The 18,618-nt window shown below is 42.0% G+C and carries 10 protein-coding genes; 7 read left to right on the top strand and 3 right to left on the bottom strand.

Annotated elements, in window-relative coordinates; all coding sequences use genetic code 11:
• Window positions 1–54 precede the first annotated feature (54 nt).
• A complete protein-coding gene (asnS, locus tag ACROAE_RS11875) occupies window positions 55–1,455 on the bottom strand; it encodes an asparagine--tRNA ligase (RefSeq protein ID WP_432401968.1) in 1,401 nt (466 codons plus the stop codon).
• A 260-nt stretch (window positions 1,456–1,715) separates the two neighbouring features.
• On the opposite strand from asnS, the gene ACROAE_RS11870 reads away from it, so the two are divergent.
• A complete protein-coding gene (locus ACROAE_RS11870) occupies window positions 1,716–2,051 on the top strand; it encodes a hypothetical protein (RefSeq protein WP_432401966.1) in 336 nt (111 codons plus the stop codon).
• Window positions 2,052–2,378: 327 nt separating this feature from the next.
• On the opposite strand, the gene ACROAE_RS11865 is transcribed toward ACROAE_RS11870, so the two are convergent.
• Window positions 2,379–2,954 carry a CoA pyrophosphatase gene (locus tag ACROAE_RS11865; RefSeq protein WP_432401964.1) on the bottom strand — a complete coding sequence of 192 codons (576 nt, stop codon included), beginning with the start codon at window positions 2,952–2,954 and terminating at the stop codon, window positions 2,379–2,381.
• 794 nt (window positions 2,955–3,748) lie between these two features.
• Here ACROAE_RS11865 and malQ point away from each other — a divergent pair.
• The 6 genes from malQ (at window position 3,749) to ACROAE_RS11835 (ending at window position 16,000) form a co-directional block, all read left to right on the top strand.
• Window positions 3,749–6,016 carry a 4-alpha-glucanotransferase gene (gene malQ / locus ACROAE_RS11860; protein WP_432401962.1) on the top strand — a complete coding sequence of 756 codons (2,268 nt, stop codon included), beginning with the start codon at window positions 3,749–3,751 and terminating at the stop codon, window positions 6,014–6,016.
• Window positions 6,017–6,029: 13 nt separating this feature from the next.
• On the top strand, window positions 6,030–8,264 hold the full coding sequence (gene glgB / locus ACROAE_RS11855) for a 1,4-alpha-glucan branching protein GlgB (RefSeq protein ID WP_432401960.1): 2,235 nt from the start codon (window positions 6,030–6,032) through the stop codon (window positions 8,262–8,264).
• Window positions 8,265–8,306: 42 nt separating this feature from the next.
• Window positions 8,307–10,406 carry a glycogen debranching protein GlgX gene (gene glgX, locus ACROAE_RS11850; RefSeq protein WP_432401958.1) on the top strand — a complete coding sequence of 700 codons (2,100 nt, stop codon included), beginning with the start codon at window positions 8,307–8,309 and terminating at the stop codon, window positions 10,404–10,406.
• The gene (locus ACROAE_RS11845) at window positions 10,406–12,922 is read left to right on the top strand and encodes a glycogen/starch/alpha-glucan phosphorylase (protein WP_432401956.1); all 2,517 of its coding nucleotides are present in this window, start codon (window positions 10,406–10,408) and stop codon (window positions 12,920–12,922) included. Before glgX ends, ACROAE_RS11845 begins: the two co-directional genes overlap by 1 nt.
• Before the next feature lie 93 nt (window positions 12,923–13,015).
• Entirely contained in the window at window positions 13,016–14,278 is a 1,263-nt protein-coding gene (gene glgC, locus ACROAE_RS11840; protein ID WP_432401954.1) for a glucose-1-phosphate adenylyltransferase, read from the top strand.
• Between the two features lie 9 nt (window positions 14,279–14,287).
• The gene (locus ACROAE_RS11835; RefSeq protein WP_432401952.1) at window positions 14,288–16,000 is read left to right on the top strand and encodes a glycogen synthase; all 1,713 of its coding nucleotides are present in this window, start codon (window positions 14,288–14,290) and stop codon (window positions 15,998–16,000) included.
• Between the two features lie 178 nt (window positions 16,001–16,178).
• Here ACROAE_RS11835 and ACROAE_RS11830 read toward each other — a convergent pair whose 3' ends face one another.
• Window positions 16,179–18,572 carry a TonB-dependent receptor plug domain-containing protein gene (locus tag ACROAE_RS11830; RefSeq protein WP_432401950.1) on the bottom strand — a complete coding sequence of 798 codons (2,394 nt, stop codon included), beginning with the start codon at window positions 18,570–18,572 and terminating at the stop codon, window positions 16,179–16,181.
• Window positions 18,573–18,618: the final 46 nt, after the last annotated feature.

The raw sequence follows: 18,618 nt of genomic DNA, 5'->3' as shown, positions 1-18,618 counted from the left end.
AAAAACGCGCCGTAAAGGCGCGTTTTAACATCTATTGACTATGACACTAGCGGATTAGAAGTTTGCAGAACGTGGCGCACGTGGGAAAGGGATCACATCACGGATATTGTTCACACCAGTCACATATGACACTAAACGTTCAAACCCTAAACCAAAGCCTGAGTGAGGCACTGTGCCATAACGGCGTAAGTCACGGTACCACCAGTAATCTTCCTGGCTTAAATCCATTTCAGCTAAACGTGCATCAAGCACATCTAAACGCTCTTCACGTTGCGCACCACCAATGATCTCACCAATGCCTGGTGCTAACACGTCCATGGCGGCAACCGTCTTGCCATCATCGTTTAAACGCATGTAGAACGCTTTAATGTCTTTAGGGTAGTTTTTCACTACAACCGGCGCTTTAAAGTGTTCTTCAGCTAAATAACGCTCATGTTCAGATTGTAAATCAATGCCCCATTCAACAGGGAACTCGAACGTCTTGCCGCAGTTTTTAAGGATCTCTACTGCATCAGTATAATCAACTTGCGCAAAGTCACTGCTTACAAAAGCTTGTAAACGTTCAATAACCGTTTTATCAACACGTTCGTTGAAGAAGCTTAAATCATCCATACGCTCTTCAAGCACAGCATTAAACGCAAACTTAAGCATTTTTTCAGCCAGCTCAGCCGCATCATCTAATGTAGCAAAAGCCACTTCCGGTTCAACCATCCAAAACTCTGCAAGGTGACGAGTTGTGTTGGAGTTTTCAGCGCGGAAAGTAGGGCCAAAGGTATAGACTTTAGATAAAGCACAAGCATAGGTTTCTGCGTTTAACTGGCCAGAAACAGTTAAAAACGCTTCTTTACCGAAAAAGTCTTTGTCATAGTCCACTTTACCAGCATCTGTACGAGGTAAGTTTTCCATGTCTAAAGTCGATACTCGGAACATTTCACCAGCGCCTTCACAATCAGAAGCGGTAATCAGTGGGGTCGATACCCAAATAAACCCTTCTTGATGGTAAAAACGGTGAATAGCTTGTGACAAGCAGTTACGCACTCGCGCTACAGCACCAATAATGTTGGTACGTGGACGTAAATGTGCAAGTTCACGAAGATGCTCAATAGAGTGACGTTTAGCGGCCATTGGGTAGGTATCTGGGTCATCAACAAAGCCGGTGACTTCAACGCCAGAGACTTGCAGTTCAAATGCTTGGCCAGCACCAGGAGAAGCCACCACTTCACCGGTCATGACTACAGCGCAGCCGGCAGTCAATTTCAATACATCGTCATTGTAATTGGCTAGGCTATTTGGCACGACACCTTGTATTGGGTCGAAACATGAACCGTCGTAAACGGCCAAGAAAGAGATACCAGCTTTAGAATCACGGCGAGTTCTTACCCAGCCACGTACAGTGACTTGCGAACCGATTGCGTGTTCACCTTTAAATACAGAAGCGACAGATGTAATGCTCATTGTTGCTTAATTCTCCAACGTATCGAATTATGAATATAAATTTGCGTTTATCTTACCTTGCTGGTGGCTTTTCTCAAGCTTAAAACGCTATTCTATAATGATTATTGTGTTACTTTTGATTAAGTCGGTTAAATATTTGGCAAATGAGCAAGTTAAGCCAATGCCGATTACCGTCATCACTCCTATCTTAATTAATTATCAGTGTGAAAATTAATGAAGAGGTATGAGGTTGGCATATTGTGTAAACCAAGGATTAGGACATGTCTCGATTAGGTACTTTGCAAGTTGTGTTGACCGTATTATCGATTTTAGGGTGGAGTTTGGCCATTTATGCGTTGATTATTTATGGTGAGGCGAGGCCAGATCGCGCCGTGGGGTATTTTTTGAGTAAAGGTGTGTCTGTGCGTCTTTATTGGGAACCCGATTTGACGGTTAAGTTAGAGTATTTAATCTGGTGTTGTGCGGGCGTGAGTTTTTTAAACTTGCTGGTTAACTTTTATGCTAAAACAACCACTAGAATTGGCTTTTGGGTCAATATTCCTCTGCTACTGTTGGTGTCGTTATCTGCTGGGTTATACATTCGTTACATGATTTAAAATATTATCAAAATCAATTTTGCGTGACATGGCGCCATAGTAAATCGATTATTACTGACAAACGACCACGAGGAATGGCTTTTGGGTCAATATCCTTTTTCTATTGCTACTGCAGGTGTCGTTATCTGCTGGGTTATACATTCGCTACATGATTTAAATGATAATCAAAATCAATCTTGGGTGACATGGCGGCATAATAAATCGATTATTTTTGCCAAACGACCACTAGAATTGGCTTTTTGGTCAATATCCTTTTTCTATTGCTACAGCAGGTGTCGTAATCTGCTGGGCTATACATTCGTTACATGATTTAAATGATAATCAAAATCAATCTTGCGTGACATGGCGGCATAATAAATCGATTATTGCTGCCGTTACTCCCCATATAAAACGGTCTTCAAACGGCATAAAATGAACGTGATAGCGTTTTCCATGTCGATAATGAAACACCTCATGCCGATTATTTCTGTCAATAAAAAAGCTTAATGGCACGGTAAAACAGTCTGCTACTTCGCCCGGATCAATGATTAACTCGAAGGGCTGTTTTACAAAAGCAACCACTGGCGTTATCTCAAATCCCGTAAATGTTTTGTGCGGCGGAAATAAGCCTAATACCTCAACGTTTTCGGCGCTTAAGCCAATTTCTTCATGGGCCTCTCTCAATGCCGTATCAATGGCATTTAAGTCAGTAGGTTCAACTTTACCGCCTGGGAAGCTAATTTGCCCAGGATGATGACGTAAATGCATTGCTCGTTGGGTCAATACAATTTGCAGTTGCTGATCTATTTCAATAATCGGAATTAACACCGCCGCTTGGCGTCCCAAATACGATGTAGGTGCGGATGCAATCGCGCCACTCAATTGATGTAATCGGTAGCGTATTTGAAATTCGTGTTTATTCATTGATGTGTTTGAATCCAATTAATAGTTTATTGAGTGTTATACATATTCAATTAATTATATGTTCGATCAGAGTCACTCAGATTTCAGTTTGAGACGCATTGTTGAAAATATGGTTGTTTCTTTGTAAAACAATGTAACAAATAAATGGAAAGCCTATGTGATTCTTAAGGGCGGTTTTCTGCACCTTCTATGCTGCTTAATATGTTTATTAGGTACAACTGCATGGTCTTATTTTTGCCATAAAATTAAAACATTTCCACCATCTATAGCAGTCAGATGTAGGAGATAGAGTAACGCAGGAGCCGTTGCCGAAAAACAACGATGCCTAACAATCCTATTATTTATCTATAAGCCGCAGAATTTCCACTTAATACCAGATAATTAATAAAATGGGTTTAAACATCCAACAATGAGTCGCGCCCAGCAACTCATTGTATAACATTTGAACAAGCCTATCAGAATGCTCAATAGTTTAGGTAATTTGTTTGCTGCACGATTAACCGTTCCTACTTAATATCAACCGTCTACGCAATAAACCGAGTAATAATAATTATAGTGACATTGATTGCTTAATTGCGCCATTTTGTGACACGTGCCCGATTATCGTGCATTTAATAGTCCTAAAATGATTGTGTGTTTAAACATTTAAACGTCAACATCGATTGGTAAGTTGCTGATTTATATTTAGTAATCGTTGTCATTTTATTGCCATTAATCTGTCTTCAATTTGTTATGATGAACTGGCATGGTAACTGCTGGAATGAATGCAGTTAATTATCGCGAGGAAGACAAATATGGGACTAGAGAAGTTGCTATATTTGCAAGGTGTAGGGGCAGAATTTATCGATTGTTTCGGTAATCTTGTTCACATACCCGCTAGGGACAGGCAGGGGATTTTAACTACGATGTTATTGCAATCATCGTTTCATCAACGTGAACATCTTCATGATGAGTCCGACCCTCAATCATTTGATATACAGGATTTTACTCAGCAGCAATTATCACCACCAAAGATAGACGCGCGAATAGAGCAACTCGATGTACAGCCTTGGTTGCTTCCGTTACATACTTTTCAATGGTGTACCATTGAAAAGCTTTATGTCGATGTTTATCTGCCAGAGAATTATGCATCTGGGTTTGTGGTGACCATTAGCGGTGAAAATATTGACACACTCTCGGTGAGTGCCAATGTAAGTGATTGTGTTATTGCTGGCGAATATCATATTAATGACAAGCGTTATTGCCAATATCGCTTAATGCTTGATAACTCGGCATTGCATTTAGGTTATCACCAAGTTGATTTAGTGTTTAATCATGATCCTCAGCGTAAAAACACCTTACAGGGACAATTGATGGTTGCGCCGTCTACGGCTTATCAAGGTCGTTCAGCGCAGCCATTTAACAACAATAAAGAAACATGGGGACTTAATGCGCAACTGTATGCTTTACGTAATGAGGCGCAATGGGGGATTGGTGATTTTGGCAATTTAGCTGAACTTATAGAGTACGCTGCCCATGCTGGTGCAGATTTTATTCTTCTCAATCCACTACATGCTGTAGACATCAGTCAGCCAGATAACCCCAGTCCATACAGCCCGACAGACCGCCGTCGATTAAACCCTTTATACATACAAATTGAAGCCGTTGATGAATATAACGCCCTTAATGGCGAATTATTATCACAAAAATGGCAGCAAAAAAGATTAGTGCTCAATCAAGCCCACCTTATTAATTACGATGAAGTACACAGCCTGAAATATGCCATTTTCGATAAGTTGTATCAAATATTTTGTTCTCATCACGTCAAGTTAGAAACACCAAGATATAGAGCTTATAAGGCGTTTTTGGCACAAGATGAAACTGCGCTGATTCAGTTTGTTACCATCGAGGTGAAATTAGCACCTAAATATTTCACTCAAGATGTTGGCTTTTATTTGTATCTACAATTTGTCGCTAATGAACAATTACAAGCTTGCCAGTTGAATGCTAAACAGTGTGGAATGAGTATTGGGCTTATTCGTGATTTGGCTGTCGGGGCGGTGAGTCATGGCGCCGAAATTAGTGCCAATGCCGATTTGTTTTGTGACAACGCCAGTATTGGTGCACCACCAGATCCTTTTGCTGAACATGGCCAAAATTGGGGCTTAACCCCATTCGATCCGGTTAAATTAAAACAACATGATTATGGTCATTTTATCCAGTTGGTTCGCAGTAATATGCAAAGTTGCGGAGCATTGAGAATTGATCATGTCATGGGATTACTGCGTTTGTGGTGGTGGCCACTACATGAAGAACTCGGTAATGGCTGTTATGTCTATTATCCATTAGAAACCTTGTTAGCCATTATTTGTTTAGAAAGCCAGCGCGCTCGTTGCATTGTGATTGGCGAGGATTTAGGCATAGTACCACCGGAAATTGTGGCGTGTTTGCACGAAGCCGGCATTTTATCTAATGAATTATTTTATTTTTGTAAAGATCACAATCGCTTCCAATCACCACAAAACTATAAGCGTCAAAGCCTGATGATGCTAGCTAATCATGATGTACCAACGCTTTCTGCGTGGTGGTTTGGTGCGGACTTACGTCTACGACGTCAGCTCGAATTGATTGAAACCGATGACAAGTTACAGCAGGCCATCACTCAGCGTCAGCAAGAGAAACAGCAATTAATTGATTTGCTTATCCGCGAACAGGAATTTGAGCTACCAACCTCTACTACATCGGTTGAACAATTAGATTTTGACAGTGTGTTATTGGCCTGGATCCGAGTTGCCGCAAAAGGCAATGCACAACTGTTTAGTGTGCAATTAAGTGATTTAGTCGCCGATAAACACGGAGTAAATATTCCCGGCACCTGGAAAGCATTCCCTAATTGGCAGCGGCGATTACCCCTTTCAATCAAACAAATGTCCCAAAGCCCTAAAGTACAGCAACGTCTTGAAGCGATAGCATCAGCCCGAAAGTCCCGAACTCAAGCCAATCCAGTTAACACAAGTACCGTAAACACAACAGTAAACACCAATGCAGAAAACACATCGTCATCCGATAAACGTGCCTATTAATGGATCATTGAATATGACTGTAGCGACCCCGTATTTTCAACAAGGTAGTGAAATAGCCTTATTAAATGGTGAGTACACAGATGTGTTTTCACTGCTTGGCATGCACAGTGCTAATGATGGTAAAACACTGGTTGTCCGTTGCTTAATACCTGGTGCGATCAGTGTTGATGTATTGAGCGCTAAAGATGGACGTAAAGTGGCAACACTTGAGCAAGTGAACGAGCAAGGTCTATTTGCCGGTAAAATGGGCCGAAGAGTGAAGCCTTTTGCTTATTTATTGCGGGTGCAATATCCCTTATGTGAGCAGCTCATTAACGACCCATATCAATTTGACAGCTTACTCAACCCTGATGACGTGTATTTATTTGGCGAAGGCAGCCAGTTGCAAACATACCATTTTCAGGGTGCTAATTGGCGTGAACATCAGGGTCTGAAAGGGGTTCATTTTTGTGTGTGGGCGCCAAATGCTAAGCAAGTTGCGGTGATGGGGGATTTTAATTTATGGGACAACAAGCGTCATATATTACGTCACCATCCTGCTAGTGGGCTGTGGGATATTTTCATTGCTGAGGTTGAACCCGATCAACACTATAAATATGCCATTAGCGATATGCATGGCAATCGCGTTATTAAGTCTGATCCTTACGCGGTCGCCATGCAACCATCACCTCATAATGCGTCGAAAATCCCTCATGTCGAACGTTATGACTGGCAAGATAGTCAATGGTTAGCAGAGCGGGCAAGTCATCAGCCACACGTACAACCTATGTCTATCTATGAGGTGCAATTAGCCTCGTGGCGTCGCAATGGGGATGACGGCCAGGAATATACTGATTACTCGCAGTTAATTGCCGAGTTAGTACCTTATATAAAAGAGATGGGTTTTACTCATTTACAGTTAATGCCAATCAGCGAATATCCGTTCGATGGATCTTGGGGTTATCAACCTGTAGGGTTATTTGCCCCGACTTATCGCTTTGGTGATGCCAATGGCCTTAAAGCTTTTATTGATGAATGCCATCAGCAAGGTATTGCGGTGTTGCTCGATTGGGTGCCAGCACATTTTCCTCGCGATCCTCATGGATTGGTAAGGTTTGACGGTAGTTGCTTATACGAACATGCTGACCCCCGCAAAGGCGAACAACCGGACTGGGACACACTAATTTATAATTATGGTCGCGCAGAAGTTCGCAGTTTTTTATACAGTAATGCCCATTACTGGTTAGATGAATTTCATTTTGATGGTTTAAGGCTTGATGCTGTGTCGTCTATGCTCTACCTCGATTACAGCAGAAGAGCAGATCAATGGATCCCAAATAAATTCGGCGGGCGTGAAAACCTTGAAGCTATCAGCTTTCTACAAGAGTTAAATGCGCGCATGTACCAATGCTTCCCAGGCATTAACATGATTGCTGAAGAGTCAACCGCATGGCCAGGTGTGACGCAAGCCACCAGCAATAATGGCCTAGGTTTTGGCTTTAAATGGAACATGGGGTGGATGAATGACACTTTACGTTACATCAGTTGTGACCCTCTTTACCGACGTTATCATCATGGTGAGCTTACCTTTAGCTTAGTGTATGCCTTCACCGAACAATTTATTTTGTCACTCAGTCACGATGAAGTGGTTCACGGTAAGGGGTCGTTACTGCATAAAATTCCGGGTGATGACTGGCAGAAGTTCGCCACATTACGCGCTTATTATGGCTTTATGTGGACTCATCCGGGCAAAAAATTATTGTTTATGGGTAACGAATTTGCCCAGCGCAACGAATGGAACCATAACCAGAGCCTAGATTGGCATTTATTAACCTATGCAACACATCAAGGTGTGCAAGATTGGGTGCGCGATCTCAATCAATGCTATCAACAATATCCTGCATTATATCAACGCGATCACCATAGCGACGGTTTCCAATGGCTCGACTGCAACAATGCTGACAATAACATTTTGGTGTTTTGTCGTTTTGGCATGGACAAGCAACAACATGTCGTGATTGTGGTCAACATGTCTCCACAGGTTTATTACGACTTCAGAGTGGGTGTACCCACGGCGCAAAACTATCGCGAGTTGCTCAACAGTGACCATCAGCACTATGGTGGCGGTGATGTCGTCAATGATAATCCCTGTGAAGCTCAGGCTACTCCATGGCAAGGCATGTTACACAGTATTGTTATCACAGTACCACCGTTGGGTTGCAGTATTTGGGTTCCAGAACTAGACGAACAAGATCAGCCTACGCAATAAGTGGGTGACGAAATAATGGTTTCAACTTTACAAGGGCATGTTATGGATATGACCAGCGGTTATCCTTATCCACTTGGGGCAACACTCGATGATAATGGGGTGAACTTTTCGTTATTTTCGGCGCATGCAACAAAAGTAGTGCTGTGTATTTTTGACTCCACAGGCAGTGTTGAAATAGCGCAATATATTATGCAGCATCAAATACGACAGATTTGGCATTGCCACTTATCGGGTGCTAAAGCGGGACTGCTTTATGGCTATCGAGTTTTTGGGCCTTACCAGCCTGAACTCGGGCACCGTTTTAATCATCATAAATTTCTGCTCGATCCTTACGCCAAAAGATTAGTGGGGGAAGTGACATACCACCCTGCGATTTATGGTTATGACATTGATGCCTTAAATGAAGATTTATCATTTGATACTCAAGATAGCGCACCATATATGCCCAAATGTATGGTGTTAGACAGTCGATTTGTAAACGATATTCCAATAGCACCCCTTAATATTAGTCTCGCTAGAAGCATCATATTCGAGACTCATGTAAAGGGTTTTACTCAACAGCACCCCAATATTCAATTGTCCCAACAAGGGACGTTTGCTGGGTTAGCTAGCCAACCGATAATTGACTATTTACAGAACTTAGGGATTACCTGCATAGAGTTGTTACCCGTGCATGGCTTTTTTGATGAACCCTTTTTGGTGCAAAAAGGCCTGACTAATTACTGGGGATACAACAGCATTGCTTTTATGGCTCCACATTCTGCTTATTTATCGGATGAGGGAGATATTGGCGAATTCAGACGAATGGTTTCTACACTTCATCTTGCTGGGATTGAAGTGATCCTCGATGTGGTTTTTAACCATACCGCCGAAGGAAACCATTTGGGACCCACTTTCAGTTTTCGTGGTATCGATAATGCTAGCTACTATCGGTTATTACCCAATGAAAAACGTTTCAACATTAACGATACTGGCTGCGGTAATACCTTCAACCTTAATCATCCTCAAGTACTGATGCTGGTCATGGATTCGCTGCGCTACTGGGTAGAAGTGATGGGCGTTGATGGATTTAGATTTGATTTAGCCAGTTGCCTTGGACGAGAAGCCTATGGATTTGATCGTGGAAGTGGCTTTTTTGATGCCATCACTCAAGATCCTGTGTTGTGCAAAGTCAAATTGATTGCTGAGCCTTGGGACATTGGCCCGGGGGGGTATCAGTTAGGCAATTACCCAGTGGCATTCAGTGAGTGGAATGACCGTTATAGAGATGCCATGCGCAAATTCTGGCGAGGCGACAGTGGTTTATCGCCTGAGTTTGCCAAGCGGTTCCACGGTTCAAGCGATTTTTTCGAACATAACGGTCGTGGCCCTGCCGCGAGCATCAATTTTATCACCAGCCATGATGGTTTCAGTTTGCATGATTTAGTCAGTTATGGCGATCGTCATAACTTGGCCAACGGTGAAGATAACCGCGATGGACATCAAGAAAACTGCAGTAGTAATTATGGCATCGAAGGTGAGTGCGACGATGACGCCATTAATGCCATCCGCAGTCGACAAAAACGTAACTTATTAACCTGTTTGTTGTTGTCTCAGGGGGTGCCGATGTTGTTGGCAGGCGATGAATCGAGCCAAACTCAACAAGGTAATAACAATGCCTATTGTCAGGACAATCCCATAGGGTGGTTTAACTGGGACAATATCGATTGGCCATTAGTGAACTTTACGGCGCAATTAATCAGCTTACGTAAACGCTTTCCAATGTTATGCCATCAAGCGTTTATTCATAAGCCAGAAGCCCTTTTTGATAATGGTTTAGCCTGGTTTAACCGCCAGGGTGAGGTGATGAACAAATGCCATTGGGGTGAGTATCAAATCCGGACCTTGAGTGTCATTTTAACGGGGAATTTAGCTCATGCTGATATTGGTGCTGCCGCTGAGAGTACAGAAGCATTGTTATTGATGATTAATACAGATGAATTAGCGCATACCTTTACTCTGCCACAATTACCCCATCTTCGATATTGGCATTGTTTATTACATACCCAAGAAAGTGAGCCTTCAGTGAATGAGGATCAGCAAGTCAGTTTAATGAGTCGTAGTTTAATGTTATTTCATACCGAGTTTACAAGGAGCAATTGATGACCACAGCGAAAGATAACGCCAGTGCCAATATCAGTAAAACCAATAGTAAAGTTGAAGTCACTGCCGAGATATTAATAGACGAACAAAATTGTTCTCACGAAGAACCTTGCGATAGCTTAAAGGCCTTATTAGCAAGGCATATGCGCTACGAATTATGCAGAGACGACCATGATAAACATGAATTGTTTAATGCCTTAGCACAAAGCGTTAAGGAACAAATGCTTGATGACTGGCGACAAACACGGCTCAAGGATAATCAATATCAACAAAAACAAGTGGCCTATTTGTCATTAGAGTTTTTGATGGGCCGAGCATTAGGTAATGCATTATTAAGTTTAGACATTACCGAGGATGCTCGACAAGTACTCACAGAGTACGCCACTAACTTAGAACATATTGAACAAGTTGAGCATGATGCAGGGTTAGGCAATGGTGGGCTCGGACGCTTAGCGGCTTGTTTTCTCGACAGTTGTGCTAGTTTGGATTTACCCGTTACGGGTTATGGTATCCGATATCAATACGGCATGTTTGTACAAAAAATAATAGATGGTTATCAGATAGAGCGACCCGATCGTTGGTTACGAAATGGTAACCCTTGGGAAGTCCGAATTTCTAATCATATTGTTTCTGTCCCTTTTTATGGTCATACCGAAACTCATTCTTTTAAGCAGGGTCATCGGCATCATGTTTTGGTTAACACTCAAAAAGTATTAGCTATTCCATATGATATGCCTATTCCAGGTTATAAAAATAATCGTATTAACACCTTACGTTTATGGAAAGCGGAAGCCAATGATGACTTCGATTTAGCAGAGTTTAACGAAGGTGATTATGCAGAAGCGGTAGCAACTAAAAACTTGGCTGAACAAATTACCATGGTGTTGTATCCCAATGACGCTAGCGTTAATGGTAAAGAATTACGGTTGAAGCAACAATATTTTTTATCTTCAGCCAGTTTACAGGACCTATTAATCCGTTATGTAAACAAGTTTGGTGAAGATTTTAGCCACTTCAGTGAGCTAAACGTAATGCAGCTTAACGATACTCATCCAAGCATTGCTGTGCCTGAATTGATGCGATTGTTGCTTGATCAATATGGTTTAAGTTGGGACGCAGCGTGGACCATTACAAGTCAGTCAATGGCATATACCAACCATACTTTATTGCCTGAGGCATTAGAGCGTTGGTCAGTTCCTATGATGAAAAATATGCTTCCTCGTATTGTCGAAATCATATTTGAAATTAATGCACGGTATTTAGAGTTGGTGGCACATCATTGGCCTGGTGACATTCAAAAGCTGACTGAGATGTCGATTATTGAAGAGGGCGGAGAACAGCAAATACGAATGGCCTACTTAGCCATCGTTGCCAGTTTTTCTGTTAATGGTGTGGCAGGGTTACATACTCAGTTACTCAAAGAGGGGTTATTTAATAACTTCTATCAATTATGGCCTCACAAGTTTAACAACAAAACTAACGGTGTTACCCCTAGACGTTGGCTAGCATTTTGTAACCCAAAATTATCTTCGTTGATTTGTAGTCGTTTAGGCAACGATTGGATTAAGGATTTGTCACGGCTTAAGGGACTAAATGACTGTATCAGTGACAAAGCATTTGTTAAAGAATGGGCCTTGGTAAAATTTGAGAATAAACAATCATTAACCAAATTTGTGAAACAGCAGTGTGGCGTCGAGTTTGATCCAAAGATGATGTTTGATGTGCAAGTTAAGCGTATCCACGAATACAAACGCCAATTGATGAATATTCTTCATGTTATCCATTTATATCGCCGCATACTTAACGGAGACACTCAGGATATGGTGCCACGTTGTGTGTTAATTGGTGGCAAGGCTGCTCCTGGATATGCCATGGCAAAACAAATTATTAAGCTGGCCAATAATGTAGCCCATATGATCAATTCTGATCCTCTTGTTACGCCATATTTACGCATGGCATTTATACCTAATTACAACGTCAGTGCGATGGAGAAAATTTGTCCGGGCACTGATTTATCTGAGCAAATATCAACAGCGGGTAAAGAAGCTTCAGGTACAGGCAACATGAAATTCATGATGAATGGTGCCTTGACCATTGGCACATTAGATGGCGCCAATATAGAAATGCTTGAAGAGGTTGGCCATGAAAACTTCTTCTTATTTGGCTTAAATGCTAGTCAAGTAACGCAAACTCGTATGGATTACCAGCCTCAACACATTATTGATCATTCGCCAGCCCTCCAAGGGGTGATGAATATGTTAGAAAGTGGTCATTTTAATTTGGTCGAACCGGGGATTTTCGACAGCATTATTGCCTCGATTATCGATCCTAATGATCAATGGATGACGGCCGCTGATTTTGACAGTTATTGCCAAGCACAAGCGCTGGTGGCAAAAACCTATATTGATCAAGATAGTTGGCAACAAATGAGTATTAAGAATACTGCTGCAAGCGGGCGTTTTTCAAGCGACAACACCATAGCGGGCTACCGCGACGAAATTTGGATGAAAAAGTAAACAGGTAAGTGATGTGATGCCACAAATAAGTTAAATCATGTATCAATGTTTATTTATTAATGGCTATTTTAAATAGCAAAATGGAGTCTGCTTATGAGTAATATTCGTTATATTAGTAATTTAACCCGTGATACCTATGCGTTGATTTTAGCGGGGGGACGTGGTTCTCGCTTGTACGAATTAACCGATTGGCGCGCTAAGCCCGCACTCTATTTTGGGGGTAAATATCGCATTATTGATTTTCCATTATCAAACTGTATTAACTCTGGAATACGCCGAGTAGGGGTGGTGACACAATATAAGTCGCATTCATTAATTCGTCATGTTACTCGTGGCTGGGGACATTTTAAAAAAGAGCTAGGGGAGTCGGTTGAAATATTACCGGCTTCTCAACAAACATCAGGTAACTGGTATCAAGGTACTGCAGATGCGGTATTCCAAAATATTGATATTATTAGACAGGAAATTCCTAAATATGTGATGATCCTATCTGGTGACCATATATATCGTATGGACTATGCAGGCTTGCTAGCCGCCCATGCAGAATCAGGTGCTGAGATGACTGTGTGTTGTTTAGAAACACCTATTGACGAAGCCGCTGGAGCGTTTGGGGTGATGGAAGTTGATAGCGATCATCGGGTGATTGGCTTTGAAGAAAAACCCGCTGAGCCCAAACCGGTTCCAAGTGATCCTACAATGTGTTTAGCTTCGATGGGCAACTATGTATTCAACACTAAGTTTTTATTTGAACAGTTAAAAAAAGATGCCAACAACGAAAAATCAGATCGTGACTTTGGCAAAGACATCATTCCAGCCATTATTGAAAATCACAAAGTGTTTGCATTTCCATTTTCCAGTGCGGTTGCTGGACAACCTTCATATTGGCGTGATGTTGGGACATTAGATTCGTTTTTTCAAGCAAACATGGAGCTGTTATTACCCACACCGCCACTCAACCTTTATGATGCCAAGTGGCCAATTTGGACCTATCAAGAGCAGTTACCACCCGCTAAATTTGTGTTTGATGATGATGATAGGCGCGGTATGGCTGTGGACTCTATCGTTTCTGGAGGCTGTATTATTTCAGGTGCTAAAGTTAAACGTTGTGTGTTGTTTGATGAAGTGAGGGTATGTTCTTATTCTTTTGTAAAAGACTCGGTTTTATTACCCGATGTGGTGGTATTGAAGAATTGTAAAATCCAAAATGCCATTTTAGATCGGGGTTGCATCATCCCTGAAGGAATGGTGATTGGTTATAATCATGATCACGATAGGGCTAAGGGTTTTAGGGTATCCGAAAAAGGCGTTACTTTAGTAACACGGAAAATGTTGGGTTTACCTGTTGGCTACGAATAAGGACTGGAAATGACTCAAGGTAGTGTAAAACGAGTACTGCTGGTGGCAGCAGAAAACGATGCACTTCACGGCGCTAAAGTGGGTGGCATGGCGGATGTTATCCGCGATTTGCCCCCAGCATTAGCCATGTGCGAAGTGATAGCCGATGTTGCTATGCCAAATTATGGTTTTTTAGCCCAGAGATATCATGCTATCCATATGGAAGATATTGAGGTGTGCTTTGCGGGTGAACACCACTCTGTAGCGGTGTATCGGATGCCTCGGCCGCAAAACAAAGATGACATCGCAGCGGCCAGGCAAAATGATGCTGACGATTCAATCGCGCAAATCTATTTATTTGATCATCCGTTATTTAACCATCAAGATAAAATCTATTGTAACGGTTCCGCCGACAGACCGTTTGCCGAAGATGCGACCAAGTTTGCTTTGTTTTCACTCTGCGCGGCCACTAGTTTAGTGCAAGGAGTATTACCGCGAGTGGATGTGTTACACCTTCACGACTGGCACACTGCCATGGTGGCAATGCTTCGCAGTTGTGTTGATGAATTTGCAGTCTTAAAGGCTTTACCTTGTGTATTTACGATTCACAACTTGGCATTACAAGGGATCCGCCCCTTTACCGGAGATGATTCTTCATTTGGCCATTGGTTTCCGCAATATATGGGTAAATTAAACCCAATTGCGGATAACAGCTTGTTTGATCCTCGTTATGACAATTGCATCAATCCTATGCGAATGGGGATTGTACTGAGTGACAAAGTGCATTTGGTGTCACCGACCTATGCTCGAGAAGTGCTCATACCATCTGACTATATTAAAGGTTTTTTTGGTGGAGAAGGTTTAGAGAACGACTTAATTGCTAAATGTCAGCAAGGCAAGTTAGTCGGGATCATTAATGGTTGTGTTTATGATGAGGTTAATAACACCGATGAACCTCATCATGATTATGCGGCGTTGTTACTTAAAGCTGAAAACACCCTTATTAAATGGCAAGCTAAGGTTGCTAATGTCAATGTGATAGATTCCATTGCACTTACTCGCATTAACCAATATAAACATGCACTAATGGCCAACACCCAGTTGCTAAAAAATAGTCAGGTTGTTCCCGATACAGACCGTTTTCTGTTGACTTTTGTTGGACGTTTAACAGAACAAAAAATGTTGATTTTATTACAACCATTTATTGATGCTGAAGGTCGAACCACCACAAAAACAGTGCTAGATGCGATAGTCGAATCGCTTCAGCGACATCAACCGAGTGGGGTATTTATGTTGCTTGGTAGTGGTGATCTGCATATTGCTAAGGTACTGCAAGCTACCGCGGCGCGTTATGATAACTTTCTGTTTTTAAACGGTTATGATGAAGCATTGTCTGAGCAGCTTTATCAATCGGGCAGTTTATTTTTAATGCCAAGTTCATTTGAGCCATGCGGAATAAGTCAAATGCTCGCAATGCGGGAAGGGCAGCCTTGTTTGGTTCATGGCGTGGGCGGACTGAATGACACGATTATAGATAATGTCAGTGGTTGGGTGTTTAATGGTGAAACGCTAGCAGCGCAAGCGCAAGCTCTGGTTGAGCGAGTTAATCAAGTGCTCGAGTTATATGGCAGTGATACTTGGCAACAGGTGAAGCACAATGCTGCCAAACAGCGGTTTAGCTGGAACGATGTCGCGAAGCAGTATCTTGAAAAGCTTTATGACACTAATGCTAATGATGATTAAACTTAGTGAGTAAACAAGGTCAGTAAGCATTACTCCGCTAGCAAGACAACGTAAGTTAATGTTATTACCCCATCGTTCTCTGTTCAGCTTGAGGTATTAAAAAGCCAATCAAACATGATTGGCTTTTTTGTTTTCAGCGTGAGTTATCGGCTGATTAATGCTTACTAATAACGATTATTTAGTAGGTGTAGCGTAGATCTAAGTAGTAGTAGCCACCGTTAAAACCAAATGGAGTATTGGTTAATGGGTAAACAAAAATACCATTGAAGTTATTGTCTTCAGGACGTTTCTCTGGGTAGGTATCAAACAGATTTTGCACCCCAAGTGTTACCGCAAGTGAATCAGTGGCTTGATAACGGGTACTTAAGTCTGTGGTCCATTTTGCATCGTATTCCACTTCACTCGACGAATAACCTACCGTGTAATCACCAAAGTAGCTGAAACGTAAGTTAGTGGTAAAGTCATCATAATGATGAGTAAAACCAATATTACCGGTGTTTTTAGGTGTTGCTTCAGTCATACGGATAACTTCAATACGATCAAATAGATCATCTTCTAATCCATCAAGAATAGACGGTAAGTTAATTGATTCAATTTTGGTTTTTTTGTATGAATAAGCAAGATTGGCGCTCACATCACCAAATTGGCCAAGGTCAAACTCCTGGGTCATAACCAAATCAACCCCTTGAGTTTCAGTATCAACTGCATTTATAAAGAAACGCGCTGAGTCGGCATTGCTACCGGCTAAGGCTTCAGCAATCACAGGTGAACTTTCTTGGTCTACCGAACCCGATAAAATAATACGGTCATCAACATTAATTTGATACGCATCTAAAGTCGCCGTAAAGCCATTGTCGCCGTTATACACTAAACCTGCACTGACTGAATGCGAGATCTCAGCTTTAAGATCGGGAATATCTAATGCATCTTTGATTGGCGATAACTGGTTAAAGGTACCTGATTCGCGTGGTACAAACTCACCGGTTACCGGGTCAGGGTCAAAGAAGGTCGATACGTTGGTAAAGTAAAGCTGCTGCACACTTGGTGCACGGAAACCCGTATCAGTGGTTAAACGTAATGCTACATTGTCAGTAATATCGTAACGACCCGACAACTTCCAGCTGGTGTTACTGCCAAAATCTGAATAGTCTTCATAACGCACTGCAGCAGCCCAATAAAATTCATTGGTTAACTGGTTTTCAAGTTCGAAGTATATACCGGTATTGGTACGGTCTTCATCCACTTCAGATTCTTTAGTAAAACCACCAAAGCCCTGGCTTCCACCCGCTTTACCTTCGTAATCACCTTTAATGTATGATTCTACTTGGCCGGCTTCAATTTCATAGCCACTTTCGCGGAATGTGACACCTGTGGCGACCACGATTTCTGAATCATTATAAAAATCATAATAGGTAGACGCATCAAGATTGAGGTTTAACTCACTATTAGACAGGGTGCCAGCATAAAAATCGGTTGGACTCGTTGGACCTAAAGAGGCGTTAATGGTGTTTTCAACATTATATTCAAAGCTGTTGCTACCGTAACCGGCAGAGGCATCAATGTTCCAATCACCTAATTCAGCGTCATAACCCATTACAAATGAATAATCGAGGATTTCAGGGCTAATTTGTGGTAAATAACCATCTGGATAGACTTCAATGATGTTACGCAAATCTAACGCGCGGCGATAAAACGCTCCAGAAGTTGAGGTACGTTTGCTAATCCCGCCAAATGCATACACTTTACTGGTGTCTGTGATGGCTTGTTCAGCATTCACAAATAAGCCGTAGTTATCATAATCGCTGTCACCAACGTGGTGGTTTTTACGATTAATTGTGTCTTCACGAGGATCTAAGCTACCATCAGCCAATTCTGGGTATTGTTGACGGCTATCAAGACCTGCACGGTTAGTGGCATTTTTTTGATGCGCTTCTAAAGACACATTCACAAAGCCATCATCGCTAAAGCTAAAGCCCTGGTTAACACCTACACGTACTTGCTCACCATCACCTTCATAGGTTTGGCCTATTTGGGTAGAAATGCTGCCGCCTTCATTGCTGTCTTTAAGTACAACGTTAATCACACCGGCAATGGCGTCTGAACCATATAAAGCAGAAGCACCATCACGCAGAATTTCAATGCGTTTAATCGCAGTCATCGGAATGGCATTTAAGTCAACGTTTGACGAGCCTTTACCCACAGTACCTGATAAGTGCACTAGGGCAGAACCATGACGACGTTTACCGTTTACTAACACTAAAGTGTGGTCAGGTGACATGCCTCGTAAACTTGCAGGTCGTACCGCATCACTACCATCAGTAATGGATGAAAATGGTACGCTGAAACTAGGGGCGGCAAACTGAAGTGCTTTTGCGGTTTCGGTAATCCCGGTCGCTTCAAGTTGCTCTGAGGTAATAATATCAACAGGTGTTGGGCTATCAGTGGCTGTGCGCAGGGCAATACGTGAACCAATCACTTGAATGCGCTCTAGATTGAGACCTTCCTCTTCAGCCATAGCGGCTGGGGCGGAAATACTGGCGATGACCGCCAAAGATACGAGACTTTTATACATTAGCAATCCTGCGATAACGTTAATAGAAATTATATAACATTATAGA

Source organism: Shewanella sp. MF05960 (genome assembly GCF_050849305.1).
Lineage (GTDB): Bacteria > Pseudomonadota > Gammaproteobacteria > Enterobacterales > Shewanellaceae > Shewanella.
Note: the sequence above shows the minus strand (reverse complement) of the source record. Positions and strands in the feature narration are given on the sequence as shown.

Bases quoted from the DNA above. Each gene is read 5' to 3' on its own strand.
- asnS (WP_432401968.1), bottom strand. From the start codon at position 1,455: ATGAGCATTACATCTGTCGCTTCTGTATTTAAAGGTGAACACGCAATC.
- ACROAE_RS11870 (WP_432401966.1), top strand. From the start codon at position 1,716: ATGTCTCGATTAGGTACTTTGCAAGTTGTGTTGACCGTATTATCGATT.
- ACROAE_RS11865 (WP_432401964.1), bottom strand. From the start codon at position 2,954: ATGAATAAACACGAATTTCAAATACGCTACCGATTACATCAATTGAGT.
- malQ (WP_432401962.1), top strand. From the start codon at position 3,749: ATGGGACTAGAGAAGTTGCTATATTTGCAAGGTGTAGGGGCAGAATTT.
- glgB (WP_432401960.1), top strand. From the start codon at position 6,030: ATGACTGTAGCGACCCCGTATTTTCAACAAGGTAGTGAAATAGCCTTA.
- glgX (WP_432401958.1), top strand. From the start codon at position 8,307: ATGGATATGACCAGCGGTTATCCTTATCCACTTGGGGCAACACTCGAT.
- ACROAE_RS11845 (WP_432401956.1), top strand. From the start codon at position 10,406: ATGACCACAGCGAAAGATAACGCCAGTGCCAATATCAGTAAAACCAAT.
- glgC (WP_432401954.1), top strand. From the start codon at position 13,016: ATGAGTAATATTCGTTATATTAGTAATTTAACCCGTGATACCTATGCG.
- ACROAE_RS11835 (WP_432401952.1), top strand. From the start codon at position 14,288: ATGACTCAAGGTAGTGTAAAACGAGTACTGCTGGTGGCAGCAGAAAAC.
- ACROAE_RS11830 (WP_432401950.1), bottom strand. From the start codon at position 18,572: ATGTATAAAAGTCTCGTATCTTTGGCGGTCATCGCCAGTATTTCCGCC.